General features: G+C 63.2%; 16 protein-coding genes. 14 read left to right on the plus strand and 2 right to left on the minus strand.

The features are described 5' to 3' along the window. Positions 1-114: 114 nt before the first annotated feature. The 6 genes from LVJ94_06555 (at position 115) to LVJ94_06580 (ending at position 6,544) form a co-directional block, all read left to right on the plus strand. The gene (locus tag LVJ94_06555; protein WXB06895.1) at positions 115-2,418 is read left to right on the plus strand and encodes an FkbM family methyltransferase; all 2,304 of its coding nucleotides are present in this window, start codon (positions 115-117) and stop codon (positions 2,416-2,418) included. A 23-nt stretch (positions 2,419-2,441) separates the two neighbouring features. After that, positions 2,442-3,293 carry a 3-hydroxyacyl-CoA dehydrogenase NAD-binding domain-containing protein gene (locus tag LVJ94_06560; GenBank protein ID WXB06896.1) on the plus strand — a complete coding sequence of 284 codons (852 nt, stop codon included), beginning with the start codon at positions 2,442-2,444 and terminating at the stop codon, positions 3,291-3,293. A gap of 17 nt (positions 3,294-3,310) precedes the next feature. Continuing rightward, positions 3,311-3,568, plus strand: a complete 258-nt coding sequence (locus tag LVJ94_06565) for an acyl carrier protein (protein ID WXB06897.1) — start codon at positions 3,311-3,313, stop codon at positions 3,566-3,568. 17 nt (positions 3,569-3,585) lie between these two features. After that, positions 3,586-4,698: an HAD-IIIC family phosphatase gene (locus tag LVJ94_06570; protein ID WXB06898.1), complete on the plus strand. Its 1,113-nt coding sequence runs from the start codon at positions 3,586-3,588 to the stop codon at positions 4,696-4,698. Positions 4,699-4,731: 33 nt separating this feature from the next. Further along, positions 4,732-5,256: a dihydrofolate reductase family protein gene (locus LVJ94_06575; GenBank protein ID WXB06899.1), complete on the plus strand. Its 525-nt coding sequence runs from the start codon at positions 4,732-4,734 to the stop codon at positions 5,254-5,256. 73 nt (positions 5,257-5,329) lie between these two features. Further along, positions 5,330-6,544 carry a cytochrome P450 gene (locus LVJ94_06580; GenBank protein WXB06900.1) on the plus strand — a complete coding sequence of 405 codons (1,215 nt, stop codon included), beginning with the start codon at positions 5,330-5,332 and terminating at the stop codon, positions 6,542-6,544. 187 nt (positions 6,545-6,731) lie between these two features. Here LVJ94_06580 and LVJ94_06585 read toward each other — a convergent pair whose 3' ends face one another. Then, the gene (locus LVJ94_06585) at positions 6,732-7,895 is read right to left on the minus strand and encodes a beta-lactamase family protein (GenBank protein WXB06901.1); all 1,164 of its coding nucleotides are present in this window, start codon (positions 7,893-7,895) and stop codon (positions 6,732-6,734) included. Between the two features lie 106 nt (positions 7,896-8,001). Here LVJ94_06585 and LVJ94_06590 point away from each other — a divergent pair, with 106 nt between their 5' ends. The 3 genes from LVJ94_06590 to LVJ94_06600 all read left to right on the plus strand — a co-directional run bounded on the left by LVJ94_06590 (position 8,002) and on the right by LVJ94_06600 (position 12,237). Then, positions 8,002-10,056 (plus strand): hypothetical protein, encoded by a 2,055-nt coding sequence (locus tag LVJ94_06590; protein WXB06902.1) that lies wholly within the window; start codon positions 8,002-8,004, stop codon positions 10,054-10,056. An 88-nt stretch (positions 10,057-10,144) separates the two neighbouring features. Continuing rightward, a complete protein-coding gene (locus LVJ94_06595) occupies positions 10,145-11,083 on the plus strand; it encodes an alpha/beta fold hydrolase (protein WXB06903.1) in 939 nt (312 codons plus the stop codon). Between the two features lie 311 nt (positions 11,084-11,394). Next, entirely contained in the window at positions 11,395-12,237 is an 843-nt protein-coding gene (locus tag LVJ94_06600) for a hypothetical protein (protein WXB06904.1), read from the plus strand. 28 nt (positions 12,238-12,265) lie between these two features. Here the strand turns inward: LVJ94_06600 and LVJ94_06605 are convergent, their stop codons facing one another. Beyond that, a complete protein-coding gene (locus tag LVJ94_06605; protein WXB06905.1) occupies positions 12,266-13,972 on the minus strand; it encodes an amidohydrolase in 1,707 nt (568 codons plus the stop codon). Between the two features lie 275 nt (positions 13,973-14,247). Between LVJ94_06605 and LVJ94_06610 the strand changes: the two genes are divergently transcribed. The 5 genes from LVJ94_06610 to LVJ94_06630 all read left to right on the plus strand — a co-directional run bounded on the left by LVJ94_06610 (position 14,248) and on the right by LVJ94_06630 (position 19,716). Next, complete coding sequence (locus LVJ94_06610) at positions 14,248-15,858, plus strand: serine/threonine protein kinase (protein WXB06906.1); 1,611 nt, start codon at positions 14,248-14,250, stop codon at positions 15,856-15,858. A gap of 277 nt (positions 15,859-16,135) precedes the next feature. Further along, positions 16,136-16,678, plus strand: coding sequence for a hypothetical protein (locus LVJ94_06615; protein ID WXB06907.1), 543 nt, complete (start codon positions 16,136-16,138; stop codon positions 16,676-16,678). A gap of 64 nt (positions 16,679-16,742) precedes the next feature. Then, on the plus strand, positions 16,743-17,630 hold the full coding sequence (locus LVJ94_06620) for a LysR substrate-binding domain-containing protein (protein ID WXB06908.1): 888 nt from the start codon (positions 16,743-16,745) through the stop codon (positions 17,628-17,630). An 83-nt stretch (positions 17,631-17,713) separates the two neighbouring features. Continuing rightward, the gene (locus tag LVJ94_06625; protein WXB06909.1) at positions 17,714-18,394 is read left to right on the plus strand and encodes a TetR/AcrR family transcriptional regulator; all 681 of its coding nucleotides are present in this window, start codon (positions 17,714-17,716) and stop codon (positions 18,392-18,394) included. Between the two features lie 155 nt (positions 18,395-18,549). Next, entirely contained in the window at positions 18,550-19,716 is a 1,167-nt protein-coding gene (locus LVJ94_06630) for a hypothetical protein (GenBank protein WXB06910.1), read from the plus strand. Position 19,717: the final 1 nt, after the last annotated feature.

Genomic DNA, 19,717 nt, shown 5'->3' on the forward strand with positions numbered 1-19,717 from the left:
TAGTCGTGAATATGGGTTGCGTGGTTGGTAACCGACGGTAAATAGTAAGTTCGAATACATTTTAACTCGGCTCTCCCGAATAGACGCTCGACGCGAGCAGGAACCTATCTGGTTATGACCCTATCCAATTCGATTGTGACGGCGCCCTCTACGCAGGTGGCGCAGGTCCCGCAGGTCCCGCTCGCAGCTGCGGAAACGACGCCCCGTCTGCCGGTGGCCCTCATGTTTCCCGGACTGGGCGATCATTACCTCGACATGGGGCTCGAGCTGTATCGCACGCAGCCCATCTTCCAGAAGAACGTCGACCTGTGTGCGGAGTTGTTGAAGCCCGAGCTGGGCGTGGACATTCGGGACATCATCTACCCGAATCGCGCATCGAGCCCCGCGCCCGTCGCGCCCGCTGCTCCGAGCAAAGGCATCGACCTTCGCAAGATGCTCGGCCGCGACAAGAGCGCCAATGCCGAGGAGAAGAACGCGCCCATCCATCGCACCTGCTACACGCAGCCGGCGCTGTTCGTCGTGGAGTATGCGCTCGCCTCGCTCTGGCGCTCGTGGGGCCTTCGTCCCGACGCCATGATTGGCTACAGCCTCGGCGAATACGTGGCGGCCTGCCTGGCCGGCGTGCTCTCCCTTCAGGATTCGCTCACCCTCGTCGCCCGCCGCGCCGCGCTCATCGAGTCGCTGCCCCCGGGGGCCATGCTCGCCATCTCCCTGCCGGAGATTCAGGTGCTCCCGCTTCTCGGCACGCACCTCTCGCTTTCCGCCATCAATGCGCCCGAGCTCTCCGTCGTGGCGGGCCCGCCCGAAGAGGTCGAGGCACTGGAGCGCCGGCTCGCCACCGACGGCGTGGCCTCGCGCCGGGTCAAATCCTCGCACGCCTTCCACTCGCGCATGATGGAGCCCATTGCGGAGCAGGTCACCCAGCTCGCCAAGGGCTACACGCTCAAGGCGCCGCGCATCCCCTACGTGTCCAACGTCACGGGCGCCTTCATCACCGAGGCGGAGGCGACGGATCCTTCGTACTTCGCGAGACATCTTTGCCAGCCGGTGCGCTTCTTCGAAGGCATTTCGCAGCTGCTCGATGGCGCCGAGCGCATTCTGCTCGAGTCGGGCCCGGGCCAAACGCTGAGCAGCATGGTTACGCAGCATGCTCAAACGCGCGCCAAAAAGCCCGTGGTCATCGCCTCCATGCGGCACTCCTACGATCCGCAATCGGACGTGGCCGTGCTCCACAAAGCGGTGAGCCGTCTCTGGCAAGGCGCGGCCTCGCTCGATTGGGACCAGGTTCCCCAGTCCGCACTCGCCGCAAATGATACGGGCCCCCGCCCCGAAGCGGCCGCGCCGTCGGACACCGAGGACAAACTCGGAGCCATCTGGAAGAAGACCCTCAACCTCGAGACCCTCGACCGCGACGTCAGCTTCTTCGACCTGGGCGGCAACTCCCTCGTCGCCACGCGCCTCATCTTCCGCATCTCGCGCGTCTTCAGCGTCAAGATCTCGCTGCGCCGCCTCTACGAGGTGCCCACCCTCGCGGACATGGCCAAGGCCATCGACGCGCTGAAGTCGGGCTCCGAGCCCGCCAAGGCCACCAAGCCCGCCCCGTCGCAGCCCGGAAAGAGTGCCCTCAAGCCGCGCCTCCAGCTGCCGAACGGCCTGCACGTCACCCACCAGAACGAGGCGGAAACGCGCCACTTCTATTCGGATATCTTCGACCATCGAACCTACGCGAAGAACGGCGTCACCATCGAGCCGGGCGCGTGCGTCTTCGACGTTGGGTCGAACATTGGCCTCTTCACGTTGTTCGCCCACACGGAAACGAAGGGCAACATTCGCATCTTCGCCTTCGACCCGGCGCCGCCGATCTTCGAGATTCTGAGCCGCAACGTGGCGGAGCATGGCATCAACGCCACCTTGGTGAACTGCGGTATTTCCAATCGCAACGCGGAAGCGCAATTCACCTTTTATCCGCGCAGCGCCGGCATGTCGTCCTTTCACCCGGACGTGGCCGAGGAAAAGCACGTCCTTCGCTCGATCATGCGCAACCAGCGCCAGGTCGGCATGGCCGACGTCGTCGACCAAGTCGCCGATTACACCGAAGAACTGCTCGATGCACGCTTCGAAGCGGTGCCCTTCACCGCGAAACTCCGCCGCCTGAGCGATGTCATTCGCGAATACGGCGTGGAGAAAATCGATCTTCTCAAGGTCGACGTGCAAAAGTGCGAACTCGAGGTGCTCGAGGGCATCGACGACGCGGATTGGTCGAAAATTCGCCAGGTCGTCCTCGAAGCGCACGACGTCGACGACCGCGTTCACACCATCGAAACGTTGCTCCGGCGGCATGGTTTCTCGGTCAAAACCGAGCACGACGAAATGTACGAAGGAACCAACATTCACAACATCTACGGCGTTCGCGCGTAACCGTAACGAGAGAAAAGCAAGCCATGGAATTCAAATCAGTCGGAGTAGTGGGCGCCGGAGTCATGGGGGCCGGCGTGGCGCAGTCGCTGGCCCAAACGGGGCATCATGTCGTCCTGGTCGATATTTCGGACGACGTGCTCGCCAAGGCGAAAAAGGAAGTGCGCAATGGGTTGCGGGCCTTTTCGCTCTTCAACAAAAAGGAAACCATCGACCACAAGGCCTCGATGGAGCGCATTTCCTACACGACCGACTACGAGCGCCTCGCCGATGTCGACTTCGTCGTCGAGAACGTCACCGAGAAGTGGCCGATCAAACAGGAAGTCTACGGGCGTATCGACACCATCTGCCGCCCGGACGTGGTGTTCGCGGTCAACACCTCGGCCATCTCCATCACCAAGGTGGGGGGCATCACCAAGCGCGCGCCCCAAGTCGTGGGCATGCACTTCATGAACCCGGTGCCGATGAAGCCGATGGTCGAAGTCATCCGCGGCTTCCACACCGCCCCCGAGACCATCGATACCGCCAAGCGTTTCCTCGCCGAGATCAACAAGCAGTGCGTGGTCGTCGAGGACATGCCCGGCTTCGTCTCCAACCGCGTGCTGATGCTCACCATCAACGAAGCCGCCTTCCTGGTGCAGGACAAGGTGGCCGCCCCCGCGGACGTCGACCGCATCTTCAAGACGTGCTTCGAGCACCGAATGGGCCCGCTGGAGACGGCGGATCTCATTGGACTCGATACCATTCTTTACTCCATCGAAGTCCTCTACGAGAGCTACAACGATAGCAAATACCGTCCGTGCCCTCTTCTCAAGAAGATGGTCGATGCGGGGCTCCACGGGCGAAAGAGCGGCCGGGGCTTTTTCTCTTACGAATGAACCAAACGGGAACCATCATGACCACGCAAGACAACAAATCCAAAATTGCCACGTACCTCGTTCGATTCTTCCCCGGCCACGAGCTTCGCGAGGACGAAGACATCTTCACCCTCGGTTTCGTCAGCTCCATGTTCGCCATGCAGCTGGTCACGTACGTCGAGCACGAGTTCGGCGTCGAGGTGGAGAACGAGGACCTCGAGCTGGACAACTTCCGCTCGATTCGCGCCCTGGATGCCTTCGTCACGCGCAAACTGACCCGCGCGAACGCTGCTTAGTTTTCACGGAGACCATCATGACGACGCAGATCGTGAGTGAGCAGATCGTGGATGCGGTGAAGGAGCGGCCGCGGCCCGAAGAGAAGAAGGCGGCAGAGAAAAAGAGCAGCAGCATCAAGTGCGTCGTGTGGGACCTCGACAACACGCTCTGGGAAGGCGTTCTGCTCGAGGACTCGAAGGTGACGTTGCGCCAAGACGTGGCGGATGTCATTCGCACGCTCGACGAGCGCGGTATTTTGCATTCGATTGCCAGCCGGAACGACCACGCCGCGGCGATGGCCAAGTTGAAGGAGTTCGGGCTCGACGAGTACTTCCTGTACCCGCAGATCAACTGGGGCAACAAGTCGGCGTCCGTGGCGGCCATCGCCAAGTCCATCAACATCGGCTTGGACACCATCGCATTCGTCGACGATCAGCCCTTCGAGCGCGACGAAGTCGCCTTCGAACACGCCGTGGTGCGCTGCATCGACGCGGCCGATGCCGCGGGCATCGCCAGCTTGCCCGCGATGAATCCGCGCTTCATCACCGAAGACTCCAAGGTGCGCCGCAAGATGTACCTGGCGGACATCGAGCGGAAGAACGTGGAGGATTCGCACGAGGGAAGCCCCGAAGCGTTCTTAGCGTCGCTCGAGATGGTGTTCGATATTTCGGCCGCCCGCGAGGAAGATCTGAAGCGCGCCGAAGAGCTGACGGTTCGCACGAACCAGCTCAACGCCACGGGTTACACGTATTCGTACGAAGAGCTGGACGCGTTCCGCAAGTCCCCCGACCACGACTTGTTGGTCGCTTCGCTCGACGACAAGTACGGCACCTACGGTAAGATCGGCCTGGCCCTGGTGGAGCGCACGTCCGACGTATGGACGCTCAAGCTCTTGCTGATGTCGTGTCGAGTCATGTCCCGCGGCGTGGGTACGGTGCTGCTCAACGCCATCCTCCAGCGCGCCAAGGCGGCCGGTGTGAAGTTGCGCGCCGAGTTCGTGCCGACCGACCGCAATCGAACCATGTACGTTACCTACAAATTTGCGGGCTTCCGCGAGATCGAGAAACGGGGCACTATCTCCGTGTTGGAAAACGATCTCTCTCGGGGTCCGGATTTTCCGCCGTACATGAAAGTCACGGTCGACGTCTGAGCGACCGTACGCACCGATCAGGGAAGGTTCACCATGCGAAAATTGTCCTACTACATTGCCTCCACAGTCGACGGATTCATCTCGCACGCCGATCGAAGCCTCGAAGGCTTTCTGATGGAAGGTGACCACGCGCAAGACTTCTTCGCGTCGCTGCAGTCTTACGACACCGTGCTGATGGGCCGCGAAACGTACGATCTCGGGCGCAAGTTCGGGGTCACGAATCCGTACCCCACCATGGAGCAGTACGTCTTTTCGCGCACGCTGAAGGAGAGCCCCGACCCGGCCGTCAAGGTGGTCTCGGAGAACGTGGCGGGCTTGGTTCGTGAGCTGAAGAACCGGCAGGGCAAGGACATCTGGCTGTGTGGTGGCGCCGACGTGGCCTCGCAGCTCTTCACCGAAGGGCTGATCGACGAGGTCATCGTCAAGGTGAACCCGGTTCTCTTTGGCTCCGGAAAGACGATGTTTTCCGACCAAGTCAAATTGACCGCATTGGAACTCGTGGACAAAAAGTTTTTCAACAGCGGCGTCGTGGTGCTTCGCTATCGCGTGAAGCGCTGAGTCATTGCCTCCCCCCACCTAGCCTCCCCCGGAGGGGGAGGGGGACGGTCGCCGATTTTTCGAGGAGCGGACGATGAAAGAAGAGTACCCGAAAGGCATCCAGCTGACCCCTCTCGACGACGCATGGCGGGAGAATCCGTATCCGATCTTGAAGCGTGTTCAAGACGAGGCTCCCGTTTATTACGATGACCAGTTCGGGCGCTATATCGTGTCTCGCCACGACGACGTGGCGAGCATCGTCAAGAATCGCAATTATTGGGTCGACGGCCGCAAGGGCAATCCCGGCACCTTTCCGCAGCTCCTGATGGATCTGACGGAGGAGCCCATGATGATTGCCATGGACGATCCGGATCACAAACGGCTTCGCAACCTGGTGACCAAGGCCTTCAGCCAGAAGGCCGCCGAGGCGATGCGAGGCCGGATCCGGGAGATCTCCGAGGAGCTTTTGGACGCCATCGGCGACGAAACGGAGTTCGATTTCGCCCAGCGCTTCGCCGCACCCTTTGCCATCACCGTCATTGCCGACATGATGGGCTTTACCAAGAAGGAGGACCAAAAGCACTTCAACGAGTGGTCTGACACCTTCATGAATGCCATCTTCAGCGTCAACGCAACGGAGGAGCAGAAGGCCGCCGGCAAGGTCGTCGAGCGAAACCTGGTCGAGCTGTTCACGCAGGAAATCGCGGCGAATCGCCAGCAGCTGCAGCGCGGCATCATCGGCGACATGGTCGCGGCGCAAGAGGGCAACGACCGCCTCAACGACGGCGAGATCGTGCGCATGTGCATCCTGGTGCTCATCGCCGGAAACATCACCGCGCGCGACACCCTGGGCAACGGCCTCAAGGCGTTCCTCAAGCACCCCGAGCAGCTGCAGAAGCTGCGCGACAATCCGTCGCTCATGCCCAAGGCCGTGGAGGAGATTTTGCGCTACGACTGCCCCGTCCAGTCCTCGGGGCGCATCCCCAACGAAGATACGGTGGTCAGCGGCTGCCCCATCAAGAAGGGCGAATACATCGCCACCTCCTTGTCGGCGGCCAACCACGATCCGCGCACATATCCGAACCCGACGAAGTTCGATATCGAGCGCGAGGACGTGCACCATCACGCCTTCGGCGGTGGCTCCCACTTCTGCCTCGGCGCGAGCCTAGCCCGCGTCGAGCTGCAGGAAGCCTTCGCCGCCGTGTTTGCCCGCTACAAGCACCTCGAGGTGTCCGACAAGGGCGAAGAATACGTCCGCGTCCCGAACTTCCGCGGCCTCTGCAAATACTGGATCAAAGTCACGAAGTAATATTCGTGGGCTTTTCGCCTGGCGGCGAACGAGTCCATGGAGCGCCGGCGGTCCGCCGCCTTCTAGGCGGCTGCTCACTCGCGTCGTGGTCCGAAGGAGAATGATGGACAGGGAGATCGGGAGATCGGGAGTTTTGAGAGGATTATTCTAAATAATCTCCCGATCTCCCGATCTCCCTGTTCAATCCTCAGGTTGCGTACACCGAGTGCCAGAAGTCGCGGCACACCTTGGGGGGCGTGGGGGAGGTCCAGGCTCGCTGGGTCATGAGAATGCCGATGAGCCTTTTCGTCGGATCGATGTAGCACGACGAGCCAAATCCCCCGTCCCACCCAAACGTGCCCGGTGAGCGCTTCAATTTGTCGCCCTCGGTGATGACCGCCATTCCGAGGCCCCAACCCTGGTGGGCGAAGAAATCGGGAATCAACTCGGAGGCCCGTTTCTGTTCCTGGGTCAAATGGTCGGTGTGCATGTCCTTGACCGACGCCTCCGAGAGAATGCGCGCCCCCGCGTGCACTCCGCCGTGGAGCAGCATGTTCGCAAATGCGAAATAGTCGTCCACCGTCGACACCAGCCCCGCACCGCCACCGGGAAACGCCGGGGGCCGGCTCCATTGGCCGCCCGCGGCCTGGTCGAAGGCTTCCACCACGCCCAATTCGAAATTGGTCCAATATTGGACCGGCAGCCGATGAATCTTCTCGGCGGGCACGCTGAAGCCCGTATCCTTCATACCGAGCGGCTCGAAAATGCGCTCGCGCAGAAACACGTCGAACGGGCGCCCTGACACGCGGGCCACGAGAACCGTCAGGACGTCGGAACCTGTATTGTACAACCATACGTCGCCCGGCTGACGCATCAACGGCAACGTTCCCAAACGGCGAATCCACTCGTCTGGCTCGGGGGTCGCCCCGGGGGTCGGCCCGCCCATGCCGATGGCCAACTCGTTGGCCGCTTGGACGATGGGGTAGGCTCCCGACGGCACGAAAAGCTGGCCGAACCCCATGCGGAACGTCAAAAGATCGCGCACCGTGATGGCGCGTTTCGCAGGCACGGTTTCGGCCAGCGGACCATCGATGCGCTCGAGCACGCGGCGATTCGCCAGCTCGGGGAGCCATCGGTCCACGGGATCGTCGAGGCGCAGCTTGCCTTCGTCCACGAGAATCATCGTGGAGGCGGCCGTCACCGGCTTGGTCATCGACGTGATGCGAAACATGGTATCGCGATGGACGGGGACATGGCTATCCATCGCCCTGGTGCCGAGTGCCTCGACATGCACGTCGCCGGCTCGACTTACCAGCGTGACGACGCCGGGCACCTCGCCCCGCTCGACATAGCCGTTCATCACGTCACGCATGCGTCCACTCCTCTGTTGAGCTTCGGTGCTTGTCGTCATTTGATGTGCCGTTTCGAGGAACTTCGTCGCCGAGGGGCGTTCAAAAGCCTTCGGAGAGGAGCAGCCTATGCGAATGCGTGCCCTTTTGGTCTCGCTGTGTGCCTTCGTCTCGTCGGTCGATGCGCAGGCCGAACCAACCCTCAGCGGATCCATCGAGGAAATTCGCGCATGGGTCGATGAACATCGCGAAGCGACGGAGTGTTCTCAGCATGGCTCGATTCTGGAGCAGCTTACGATTTCCTCGGACAATGAGAAGAGGGTGGCGCACTTTGCGTTGACCGGGCGCGTCCTTGCGGGCACTCCGCAGAATATCCCCCTCTTTGCCGAGCCGAGCACGGTTCGCATTCGCGACGCGAAATTGAATGGCGCTCCGGCAACCATCGGTTTCGAGAACGATCAATGGTTCCTCCTCACCGCGGAGAAGCGTTTCACGCTCACGGGCACCCTCGTCTTCGACGAATTCGGGAAGCTCACCGTGGTGGGCCCCATCAATGCCGTCGACGTGGAGGCGAAACATGGGTGGGTCGGGACCGCGACCGAGGAGGAACAGACGCATTTCAACGCGGCGCAGTCGCTCGAGCTCTACTTCGCGACGCTGGGGAGCAAGGTGGTTGGGAAGGCGGTGGAGGTGCGGCCGGAGTTCGTCGTGCGGCGGATCTTCCGCGTGGGAGAGAGTACCCAGTTCGAATACCAGATTCAGATCTTCGATGCGCAAGGCGTCGGGGTGCAGACGTTTCCACTTGGCATGGGGGAGGAGGTGACCGGCGTCAGCGGCGCCAACGCATGGGAGCCCACCGGCGGAGGGATCAAACTGCGCATCGTGGACACGAGGGCGCGGGTCACCATTCGTGGGAACATCGCGAAGCTGGGGCCCATCGTCGCGGACCCGCGCTCGACGAATGGCGAATCGCTCCTCCTCGAGTCCGATCCCGAGTACGAGGTGAAGCTGGCAGGGGGCTCGCCGGGCCGCTCTCGGCGCGAGCTGCAGATCTTTCCGGGCGAGGAGATCTCCGTGTCCGTGTCCAAACGCCCGCCCGGCGAGGATTGGGTGGGGGCCGCCGTGTGGCGGCACGATCGACAGGCGGCGCTTCTGGCATCGGGCAGCTTGCTCGTGAACGACGCGATTACCTATGACAACGGGGCTTTCGACGAGTTGCCACTCCGCGTCCCGGGGCGCCTCTCGTACGCCGCGACGGATGGCTTCTCACAAGCGTGGGGTAGCCAAGGGCCCATGGATGTTGCCGTTTCGCAGGGGCGGCATACCCTGCAATTGCAATCGCGTCAGGACGGGCCGTTGCGCTGGTTTGCAGGGCGGCTCGACGTGCCCGGGCCCACCCTTCCGCTGGCCGCGAGCACCGGCTCGCTCTCCGTCGGGTTGCCGGCGCAGGTGCATCCTATCGTGAGCGTCGGCGGGGACCAGCCGCATTGGTTCGTGGGGCACGTGCGCGATGCCGTGGCGCTCGCCCTGTCCATCGTGCTCGCGTGGTTGGCATTTGCGCGCCGGCGGAGTCGCGTAGCGTGCGCCTTTTCCGCATTGGGCCTGTGGTGCTCCGCGCCCGCGGTCTTTGCCGTCGTCGGCACGTTTGCGGTGGGGGCGGCGGTGCTTTGCACGGCGTGCAAGCGCATGGGGCCAGGATGGGCGCGCCGTCTGATCGTGGGCATGGGCGTGCTTGCGCTCGCGGCGCCTGCGCTCTACCTGGGGCGCCTCGCTGCGCCCGACGTGCGGGTGGAAGATGCCACCCTCGAGCCGTCGTTCGAGGAGTTCATCGCGCTGCCGGCACCGACGGCCCCAAGCCTGTCCGAACCGGGTCCCTTTTCCGCGCAATTGGCCATGCCCGACGCACTGCGCACCGTGCGCATTTCGCGGTCGATGGTCACATCCGGCCGGCCCTTCTCGCCCAGTGTGTATTACGTGACGGACTCCTTCCTCTGGCTCGCCTTTGGCGGATGGCTCGTGGCGGTGCTCTCCCTTGCCTGGACGCACCGCGCGGACCTGGCCCGCCTTCGCGGGCGCCTGCGAACGGCCTTCGTCCCACCCGAGTTTCCCGCGATGCCTCTCCCTCGCGAGCCGTACCGCTCCCCCGCATCGTGCGTTCCCCCAGCGGGCCTCGAGCACGAGTGACTTTTTCGCGACGTCACGATTCGGCGATTCGCAAATCGTCCCGTGCGCGATGGAGACGTTGCCGATTTGCGTGTAGCAGGAAGCCACCATGTTCGATGGCATCCGCCGAACCCTCGTCGTCTCCGCGGTTCTCTCGAGCCTTTGGGGTTGCGCAGCCGCGCAGCCGCAGGCCCAGGTCGCAGCCGCTCCGTCTGAGGCTCGTCCCTCCTCCCCACCGGCGCCGGTTTCCGCGCCGCCTTCGGACTTCTTGGCCACTCGCGCGAAATTCCCGACGCACCTCACGCACCATGGGCCCTCGCCGCAGCAGTACCCTCCGTGGCCAACCGTTCCCGGTCTAACGGTGACGGACTATCCTTCGGCGGGTCGTATGCTCAAGGGGATAATGCTGAATCCTGCGAACGAATCGCTGGTCCGCCATGGTAAGAAACCCGTGCTCGTGTATCTCCACGGAGGGTTTGCCCTTGGTAAGGAAGACATCGCGGACACCGTGCCATTCTTGCAGGCGGGCTTCATCGTATGGGCGCCGGCGCTCCGCGGAGAAAATGGCAATCCTGGTGATTTCGAATTTGCATTTGGTGAATTGGATGACGCCCGCGCCGCCATCGATTTTGCACGAACGCTTCCACCGGCTGATCCCTCTCGGGTGGTCATCTTTGGTCACAGCCTTGGAGGAATGCTTACGTCTTTGCTTTCGCTCGACCCCTCGCTTCCCGTACTCGATACAGGAAGCGCAGGGGGCATGTACGAGTCCTCGATCTTCGACCAATTCCCTATCCCATTCGAGGATAGCCCCATGGAGCGGCGACTCCGCCTCTTTTCGATGAACCTATCGGATATGAAGCAGCCACACTTCGCGTGTGCCGGCGAGCGCGATCCGTATCCCGTGCAGGTACTCCAGGCCATCATGCCGCAAGCAAAGGCCGAGCACCTGCCATTGGAAGCCAAGGTCGTTCCCGGCGATCATCATAGCAGCCTCGAAGGCTGCATGAACGCGTACTTGGCGCGAGTCACGGCGAAGATGCGCTGACCGTGGGTGAGGGCTTCGGACGCCAGGACCGGAAGGTCGTTTGGCGTCGTTGCTATTGATGTCAATGCGCAGCATCTGCGCCGGGGCAAGTGACCAATCGTCGAACCATGCTTCGGATTCTAGTGAGATGCCCAACGTTACACTCGTGATGTTCGACATGACAGCGCGCCTTGTTGACATGAGGAAAACGGGACGGTCGGGATGTCCATTTGACGAATAGATTTCGGGCGTCATCCGCAATCTTCCCGTAGAACGGAGTCTCACTCTCGTCACCGCACGAGTTGGGGGCAACGTGGCGGTGGAGGGCCATCATGCGCATGTGGGAACGTCGAGCGATGGTCATTCCTGTGTTGGTCGTTGGTGCGTCCGCGGGCTGCGCAGCCATCGCGGGGCTCGATTCGTATCGAGAACACTCCGATGCGACCCTCGATTCGGGGCTCGATGCGTACCAAGAGCCCTCCGACGGGATCCTCGATTCGGGGGTCGATGCCTACCGAGACGTCGATGCGTATCCAGACTCGGCTTCGTCCGGCGATCTGATCGCCCACGTCCCATTCGATGAGGGCACGGGCACCAAGGCGGTGGACATCACGGGGCACGGCCACGATGCCGTGCTCCCATCGACATCGAGTTGGAGCCCCGGCCGAGACGGAGGTTTCGCAGCCACGCTCAGTTCCGGCCATATCGAGATCGCATCGCTCTCCGGGGAGAGATTCCCCCAGTCCGAGGGAACCGTGGCCTTCGACGTGAATCTCGGCGACAGTTTTGGCATCGGCGATGCCTCGATTCTTGATGATGGCGATCCAGATCGGCCGAAGATTTACGCTCGCACGACGCTGGTCGGAGGGTCGCACGTCATCGAAGTCGGTCTGACGTTGCCGCCCTCGGACGCCTCGACGTCGCCAGTGACGTGCTCGCAGGCGGTCGCCCGGGGTGCATGGGTTCGTATCGCGGCAAGTTGGTATAGCACCCGATCTTCGGTTGTGCTTCGCATTGGAGACAAGGTCTGCACACCGGATGCGGACCTTTCGCGGTTTCGGCCCGTCGCCCAACAGGTGCGCCTCTTGGGCGATTGCCGCGATTGTTCGATCGATGACCTTCGAGTCCATGGCCGATTCATGACGGCCGACGAAATCAAGGCGCGCTTTCCCTGATCGCGGATCACGGCGTTACCTTCGCGCTTTAGCGATTCTCGTACACCACCTGGCCGCCTGCGATGGTGAGGACCACGCGGGTGTCGGCTATACCGTCTTTGGCGGTGTCGTCGAGGATGTCGCGGGAAAGGACGGCGAGGTCGGCGAATTTGCCGCGGGCGAGGGAGCCTTCGTCGCGGTCGTGGCCGGCGGCGATGGCGGCGCCTCGCGTGTAGGCGAGAACGGCTTCGCGTGCGGAAATGCGCTCGGCCGGGTACCAGCCCTCGGGGTGCTTGCCATCGAGGGGGCGGCGGTGGACGGCGGCATCGATTCCCGTGAGCGCCGACAGCGGTGCGACGGGCCAATCCGAACCAAAGGCCAATGTCGCGTGGACGTTCAACAGCGAGCGCCACGTGTACGAGCTGGCGGCGCGGGCAGGGCCGATGCGCCCCTCGACCCATCGCCCGTCGTCGATGGCGTGGTACGGCTGCATCGAGGCGATCACCCCCGCCGACGCGAAGCGCGCAATGTCCGCGTGCCGCAGATGCTGCGCGTGCTCGATGCGAAAGCGGTGCGCTCGCCCCGCATTGATTCGGGCCGCGTTCTCGAACATGGATAACAACTCGGCATTGGCGCGGTCCCCAATGGCATGCACCGCCACCGCGAGGCCGGTCGCATCGGCCTCGGCAATCCACGTGCGCAACGTCTCCGGAGGGGTCACGTACAGCCCCGTCGAGTTGGGCTCATTGAGATAAGGCTCGAACAATCGGGCGGTGCTCGATCCAATCGACCCATCGACGAAGCCTTTCACCCCGCCCAGGCGCAACCAATCGTCATCGAAGTTTCCGCGCGACCGCACGCGCGCCGCCTCCGCATATTCGGCAAGTGGCCAATACAGGTCCACCCGCACCCCGAGTTCACCGCGCGCGCCCAGGCGCCGGTACACGTCGATCAACCGTGCACGCGTCGCGGGATCGCTGCCGTCCAGGTCCTCCACGGCGGTTACCCCATGGCGGTGCGCTTCGCGGGCGGCGGCGCGCACGCCCTCGAGGATCTCTTCCTCCTCGAGCGGCGGGACCTTGGGCAACACCAGGTCCATGGCGTTGTCGCGCAAAAGGCCCGACGGGGTGCGTGTCCCCGATTGCCGATAAATGACACCGCCCGGTGGGTCCTGCGTGCGCGCATCGATGCCGGCGAGCTGCAGCGCGCGGCTGTTGGCCAGGGCCATGTGACCATCGTAGCGCGCCAAGAACACGGGGCGATGGGGGACGTACTTGTCGAGCAGCGCAGCATCGGGCAGACGCCCTGCCAGCGCGCGATCGTGATCCCAATTCCCCCCGAGCATCCATCGCCCCGGTGGCAATTGGCGATCGGCCTCGACCAGACGGCGTCCGAGCTCCGCTTCGTTGGCGGCGTCTTTGAGATCGACGCGTGAGAGCCCGAGCCCACCGTAGAGAAAGTGCACATGGCTATCGCGAAATCCGGGTACCGCGCGCCGATTCTGGAAATCGATGATCCGAGTTCGAGGACCGAGGAACGGCTGCACCTCCGCATCGCTTCCGACGGCGACGACCCGTCCATGCGAGATGGCCAGCGCCTGCGCCTCGGGGTGCTCCGGATCCGCGGTGAAGATGCGCCCGTGCACGAGGGCGACCTCCGCCGCCTCCCCCGCCGACGACGTCGACACAGCAGCCGGCTTGTTCGAACCACCGCAGGCGACCGACAGGAGAAGCGCCAAGCCCAGAGCACGTTTCATGATGGCCCCAGTATGCCACCTAACCCGCCGCACCGTGGGGGGCCGTTTACCCACTCGAACGATGTGACCAACCAACGAATAATCACTTAAACCCAATTGCCGTTTTCCACGGCGGTCCGGACAGGCTTTTTTTCCTCGTGGGTGGGCGCGCGACATGCCGTTGCCTTACCGACCCTCCGCGCGGGACTTACAGGTGGACCGTGTATCAAACACACCATGTCGCACTACGACTCCATCGCGCGGGCATCGTATCTCTAGGCGATAGGGGGTGGCTCGTGAGTACGAACACGGCAGAGGATGCGCCCGAAGTCGTCGAAGAGCGCCGATCATTTTCGCTCGGTAAGTATTATCTCTTCGCGCGACTCGGCTCCGGTGGAATGGCCGATGCGTACCTCGCGGTTGCGCGAGGGGCGCTGAACATCAACAAGCTTGCTGTGGTGAAACGCCTGCGCGAAGAGCATGCAAGCGATCCCGACGCACGGGAGATGTTTCTCAACGAAGCACGGCTGGCAGCACGTCTGAACCATCCGAACGTCATTCAAACCTTCGAGGCGGGCTCCGAAGGCGGCTGCTATTTCATCGCGATGGAATATGTGGACGGCCAGCCCCTGTCGCGCATCAGCCGGCGGCTCAAACGGAAGGGACGGCGGATCGATCCGACCATTGGCGCGCGCATCTGCTCGAACGCACTGGAGGGGTTGCACCACGCTCATGAACTCGCCGACTTCGACGGCACGCCGCTTCGAATGGTCCACCGTGACGTGAGCCCGCAAAACATCATGGTCACCTACGACGGTCGTGTGAAGGTGTTGGACTTTGGAATCGCAAAGGCCGTGGGCACCAGCCAGACGGCGCACGGTATCTTCAAGGGCAAATTGGCGTTCATGGCCCCGGAGCAGCTCGTAGGGGACAAGGTCGATCACCGCGCGGATCTCTTTTCCATGGGAATTTGTCTATGGGAAGCGGCTACCGGTGAGTCGTTGTTGGCGGATGAAACACCCGCCAAGACGCTTTTCAATCTGATGAACAAGAGCCTGCCGCTTGCGTCCGACGTGAACTCGGAGGTCCCCGAGCAACTCGCTGCGATCATCGCAAAAGCTCTCGAACGCAACCCCGACGACCGATATGCCTCGGCCCACGAGATGCATATGGCCCTGGAAGAGTTCATCCGCAGCCAGCGCCTCGTCACCGAGCACGACGTGGGGGGTCTCCCGCGGCAGCTATTCGGTGACACACGCGAGAGGCTGCAAGCGGAAACTCGCGATTATGTCGCCAGGCTCTCGCTGCGCTCGGAAGGCGATTTCTTGGAAAGCCAAATTCGCAATCTAGGCAGCGCATTGCTTTTGGACTTCAGCGATCTAGCCGAGCAAGAAGGCACGAGAACGAACCGAGTCACGTTGCGGGCCACCACCGCTTCGCTCGACGGCCCCGCTCCCCGCAAGCCCATGAGCGTCCGCCGTGGTGTCGCCATCGCGGTTGCGACGATGCTGGGATGTGGCGTGTCATTTGCCGTGTTTTTGGCGACGGGCGCGGCCATCTGGCGTTCGCACCACGCTGCCCCGACGCGCCTTGCCGAAGCTCCGGCGACGATCCCTGTCGTCGCACGGGTGCCGGAGCCGGTGCTGGAAGTTCATCCGATGCCCCCGACCCACCCGGCGCCCACCGCGAGCGCACCGCCGCCCAAGAGCGTCCCGGTGGCGCCTCCCGCGGTAAAGCCGCCGCCTGCACCGCGAGCGACGAGCAGCGTTTCGCCGACGGCTTCCGCGGTACCGCTTCCCGCAGACAGCGTGGGCTTGCCCCCGCAGCCAACGAGCACGGCGAGCGCGCCATCGGCTTCGCCAGCGCAACCACCACCCCGAGGCAGAGTTTTTCGGCGGGAGTTGTGAAAAACGAGTTTGAGAATAAATCGCAGCATCGTTTGATGCATTTTTGAAATTCAGAAATCAGGGATGCCGAGAACCGCTCGTTCTCATGATGGCATTGGATCGATATGGCGCTACGTTGTCCCATTGTCGTCATCCGCGCCCATCTGTGCCACGCACGACGCCCCGATCGCGCGACGCCGTTCCTCCGCCCGCCTTAATTCGATTGGCGATGTTTTTGCCTAATCGCGTCGACGAAACCTTAAGGAGGTTCTCAATGCGAAATTGGGCTTTTGTAGCCATGTTGGCTTTATCCGCGTGCGCGGGAAATCCGAGTGAGAGTTCCAACGCCACGCAGGATCCGCTTGGGGGCGGCTCGCCGGATACGCCCACGCAGGGTGGTGGAGGCGGACCGACCAACCCCGCCAATCTGCTGTGCGGCTGCTTCACCGGTGGTGGCTCACCGGGCAATCCCGGACAGCCTCCTCCTCCGCCCACCGACCCAGGAAACCCGCCCTCCAAACCGGGCCGCGAGCCCGTGCCCCCGGGCTCCGGTTCCACGCCGCCATCGGGCCCCGTTGGTATTCCCTGCACCGTGTTGATCTCCGGCCCCGGCTCCGATCCCACGCAGCCTCCTCCCTCGGGCGGCTCGGGCGGTGGCTCCACCGGCAATCCGCCGGGCGAGCCTTCGACCGGCTCGGGAGGTGGTAGCCCAGGCCAACCCGGGGGAAGCCTCACGGGCCGTTATGCATGCATCTCGATTGGCTCGGATTTGCCGACGCCGCCCCCCACGCAACCCACCGAGCCGCCCCCGGGGCAGCCAACGCCATTGCCGAAGCGTTGACAATCGAGGCCGATACGGAATAACTGTTTCCAATCGCTAGGGTAATAGCGAAATTGGAGCGGTCATGGACGTTTTGCGCGGCATGCGAACCTTTCGCAGTGTCATCACCACGGGAAGCTTCGCAGCCGCCGCGCGCGCGGCGCAGGTCACCACGGCGTCGATCAGCAAACAGGTTTCGCAACTCGAAGAGCACCTGGGCAGCCAGCTCCTGAATCGCACCACCCGCCGCCTCTCGCTCACGGACGCGGGCCGCATCTATCTGGAACACTGCGAGCGCATCCTGGACGAGGTCGACGAGGCCGAGCGCTCGCTGAGCAGCCTTCATGCGAAGCCGCGCGGGCGTTTGCGCATCGCCGCACCCATGTCCTTCGGCCTTCTTCGCATCGCACCGCTTCTCGCGCCATTCGCCCTGCGCTTCCCCGAGATCGAGCTCGACGTCGCGCTCAACGACCGCGTGGTGGACCTCGTGGAGGAAGGGTTCGACATCGCCATCCGCATCTTCGCGCGGCCGCTCGAGGACAGCGCCCTCATCATGCGCCGCATCGGTGGCGGAAAGCGCGTCGTCTGCGCCGCGCCCGCCTACCTGCGCGCGCATGGCACACCAAAGCACCCGCAGGATCTCGAACGCCACGCGTGCCTCCGCTATGCCTTGCACGCCGCGCCCGCCGTGTGGGACTTCGACGGACCGGATGGCCACGTCAGCGTGAAGATCCGCGGTCCCCTTCTCTCGAACAACAGCATTGCCATTCGCGATGCCACGGTTGGCGGCCTCGGGGTCGCGCTCGTGCCCGACTTCATCGTGACCAAAGAGCTCGCCGAAAAGAAGGTGAAGCCCGTGCTCGAACGCTATTCGGCGAGTGGCTACGGCATTTTCATGGTGGCCCCGCCATCGCGGTACGTGGCGCCCAAAGTCCGCGCTTTTGCAGAGTTTCTCACCGAAGCCCTGCGCTGATGCCGCTCCCCTGGGTGGGGGGACTCCGTGTGCTCCAATCGAATTGTCTGCCGTTGCTGCAGGCCTCGTTGCATACTCCTGTCGTGGCCCGAACGTCCGTCGACCGTACAAAAACCGCCCCCGCCCGCGCGCCCGGTCTGCAGCTCGGAGAACGCCAAGCGCGCGCCATGATCCTGCAGGGGGCCGCGACCACCTTCGCGGAGCTCGGCCTGCGCGCCGCGTCCGTCGAAGACATTCTGAACGCCGCCGGCATCTCCAGGCGCACCTTTTATCGCCTTTACGGCGGCAAAGAAGACGTGGCGCTGGAACTGTATCGGCTCGGGACGAAGTTCCTGCTCGACGCATGTGAGATGGCCGTGCGGGAGGAAAAGGATCCCATCCGCCTATTCGAGCGATGCATCGATGCGCACCTTGGCAATGCGCGCCAGTTCGGGCGCTTGGTGTTCGTCCTCGGCGGTGAGGCTCAGCGGCAAGAGTCGCCGCTGCACGCGCGGCGCATGCAGGTGCACGACTCCATCGTCGAACTTCTCCGCGCCGGCACCGCCAAGGCCAACCGAGCACTCGAACACGCGGATCCGCTGCTCTTTCGCATGCTTCTTTTGTCCATCGAGTCCAGCGTGCGCATCCTCCTCGAGGAAGGGGACGAAGGGCGCAACGTCAGCGACGCGAGCCTCGATCGCGCTCGGCGCGTGATGGTTCGCGTCCTCACCGCTACGCTCGAAGGCACCGGCCCGCGCGTGACGGCGATTCCCACGGTGGAATAGTTTCATCTAATTGTATACGTCATGTATACGTCTTAGCCTCTTCCTGCGCGGGGGGCGAGAACGATTTCGGACCGAATTTCGTGGCCGCGGGCCATAAGAAGGTATACGTCATGTATACTTCGTCCCTGACCCGCTCTTCGATCCTGGAAGGTACCATGAAAACATCCGCAAAAACGCTGCTCGCCGCGGCGATCGGTGCCGGTGCGCTGGTTACGACCTCGTCCGGCTATGCCGCAGGCTTGAACGATCCGAATTGCGCGCCCACGGCGGCGCGTCCGTACCCCGCCATCGTCGTTCATGGCCAGGCGGGCAATTTCGAAGGGATGCGCGCCATCACGGACACCCTCGTCCAAGACGGCTACTGCGTGTACGCGAAGAATTACGGGTACGTTCCCGGCGGTGCCAATGGGCAAGATCACTTGTTCACGTCGGCCGGCCAGATTGGCGAGTTGATTGACGACGTATTGGGTCGGACGGGCGCCTCCAAGGTGGACGTGGTGGGGCACTCGGCGGGCACCGGAGTACTCAATAATTACATTTTGAAGAGGGGTGGCGCGGCCAAGGTTCATCGCCTGGTTTCCTTTGGCGGCCTTCACCATCCGTACGCGCATGCCGGGGCGCCCAAGTTCCTCGATGCGAGCGTCTTCTTGCCGAACCTCACGGCCACGGCGCGCAAGTTCATCCCCGGTATTTCCATTCAGCAGGTGGTCACCCTCGCGCTGGATACGTACGCCGCGGCGGGCGCGCCGCTCGGACCGGTCGACCCGGCTTTGGCCGCCACCGCGAAATCGAACTTCACGGCGGATCTGTTCGAGCCCGATTATTGGAACGACCTTCATGGTTCGTTGTCGGAGGCCGATGGCACGTACATCACGGTGGGCAACGGCGGGCACTCTCGCCCCACGAACGATGCCGCGCCGAATGTCTGCTACACGAACATCGTCGCCGTGGCGGATCTCGTGACGGGTGGCTCCGCGGGCTTTCAGGACGAGGCGTCCAACGTGGAGAATTATCTCCTGACCACGACGGTTACGGCCAATGCGCACGTCGACATGATTTCCGATCCGGTGGCACTGGCCAAAATGGTCTCCGGCCTGAACGCGCCGTGCGGGGGCGGTGCCGTGGTGAAGAAGGCGTCGTTCACGGAAGCAGTCAATGATGCGAAGGGCGCGGAGGCCTTCGAATCGGCCCTGTCGTCGGAGGAGCAAAGCTCCTCGGGCGGGTGCTCCGTGTCGCACGTCGGATCGGCCGCGACCGGCGCCGCATGGTTGTCGATGATCGGTGGATTGGCGCTCGTCGTCCGCCGGCGCCGCCGCGCGTGAA

It is taken from the genome of Sorangiineae bacterium MSr11367 (assembly GCA_037157805.1).
Taxonomy (GTDB): domain Bacteria; phylum Myxococcota_A; class Polyangia; order Polyangiales; family Polyangiaceae; genus Pendulispora; species Pendulispora rubella.

Coding starts and splice junctions, on each gene's coding strand:
- LVJ94_06555 (WXB06895.1), top strand. CDS start 115: ATGACCCTATCCAATTCGATTGTGACGGCGCCCTCTACGCAGGTGGCG.
- LVJ94_06560 (WXB06896.1), top strand. CDS start 2,442: ATGGAATTCAAATCAGTCGGAGTAGTGGGCGCCGGAGTCATGGGGGCC.
- LVJ94_06565 (WXB06897.1), top strand. CDS start 3,311: ATGACCACGCAAGACAACAAATCCAAAATTGCCACGTACCTCGTTCGA.
- LVJ94_06570 (WXB06898.1), top strand. CDS start 3,586: ATGACGACGCAGATCGTGAGTGAGCAGATCGTGGATGCGGTGAAGGAG.
- LVJ94_06575 (WXB06899.1), top strand. CDS start 4,732: ATGCGAAAATTGTCCTACTACATTGCCTCCACAGTCGACGGATTCATC.
- LVJ94_06580 (WXB06900.1), top strand. CDS start 5,330: ATGAAAGAAGAGTACCCGAAAGGCATCCAGCTGACCCCTCTCGACGAC.
- LVJ94_06585 (WXB06901.1), bottom strand. CDS start 7,895: ATGCGTGACGTGATGAACGGCTATGTCGAGCGGGGCGAGGTGCCCGGC.
- LVJ94_06590 (WXB06902.1), top strand. CDS start 8,002: ATGCGAATGCGTGCCCTTTTGGTCTCGCTGTGTGCCTTCGTCTCGTCG.
- LVJ94_06595 (WXB06903.1), top strand. CDS start 10,145: ATGTTCGATGGCATCCGCCGAACCCTCGTCGTCTCCGCGGTTCTCTCG.
- LVJ94_06600 (WXB06904.1), top strand. CDS start 11,395: ATGCGCATGTGGGAACGTCGAGCGATGGTCATTCCTGTGTTGGTCGTT.
- LVJ94_06605 (WXB06905.1), bottom strand. CDS start 13,972: ATGAAACGTGCTCTGGGCTTGGCGCTTCTCCTGTCGGTCGCCTGCGGT.
- LVJ94_06615 (WXB06907.1), top strand. CDS start 16,136: ATGTTGGCTTTATCCGCGTGCGCGGGAAATCCGAGTGAGAGTTCCAAC.
- LVJ94_06620 (WXB06908.1), top strand. CDS start 16,743: ATGGACGTTTTGCGCGGCATGCGAACCTTTCGCAGTGTCATCACCACG.
- LVJ94_06630 (WXB06910.1), top strand. CDS start 18,550: ATGAAAACATCCGCAAAAACGCTGCTCGCCGCGGCGATCGGTGCCGGT.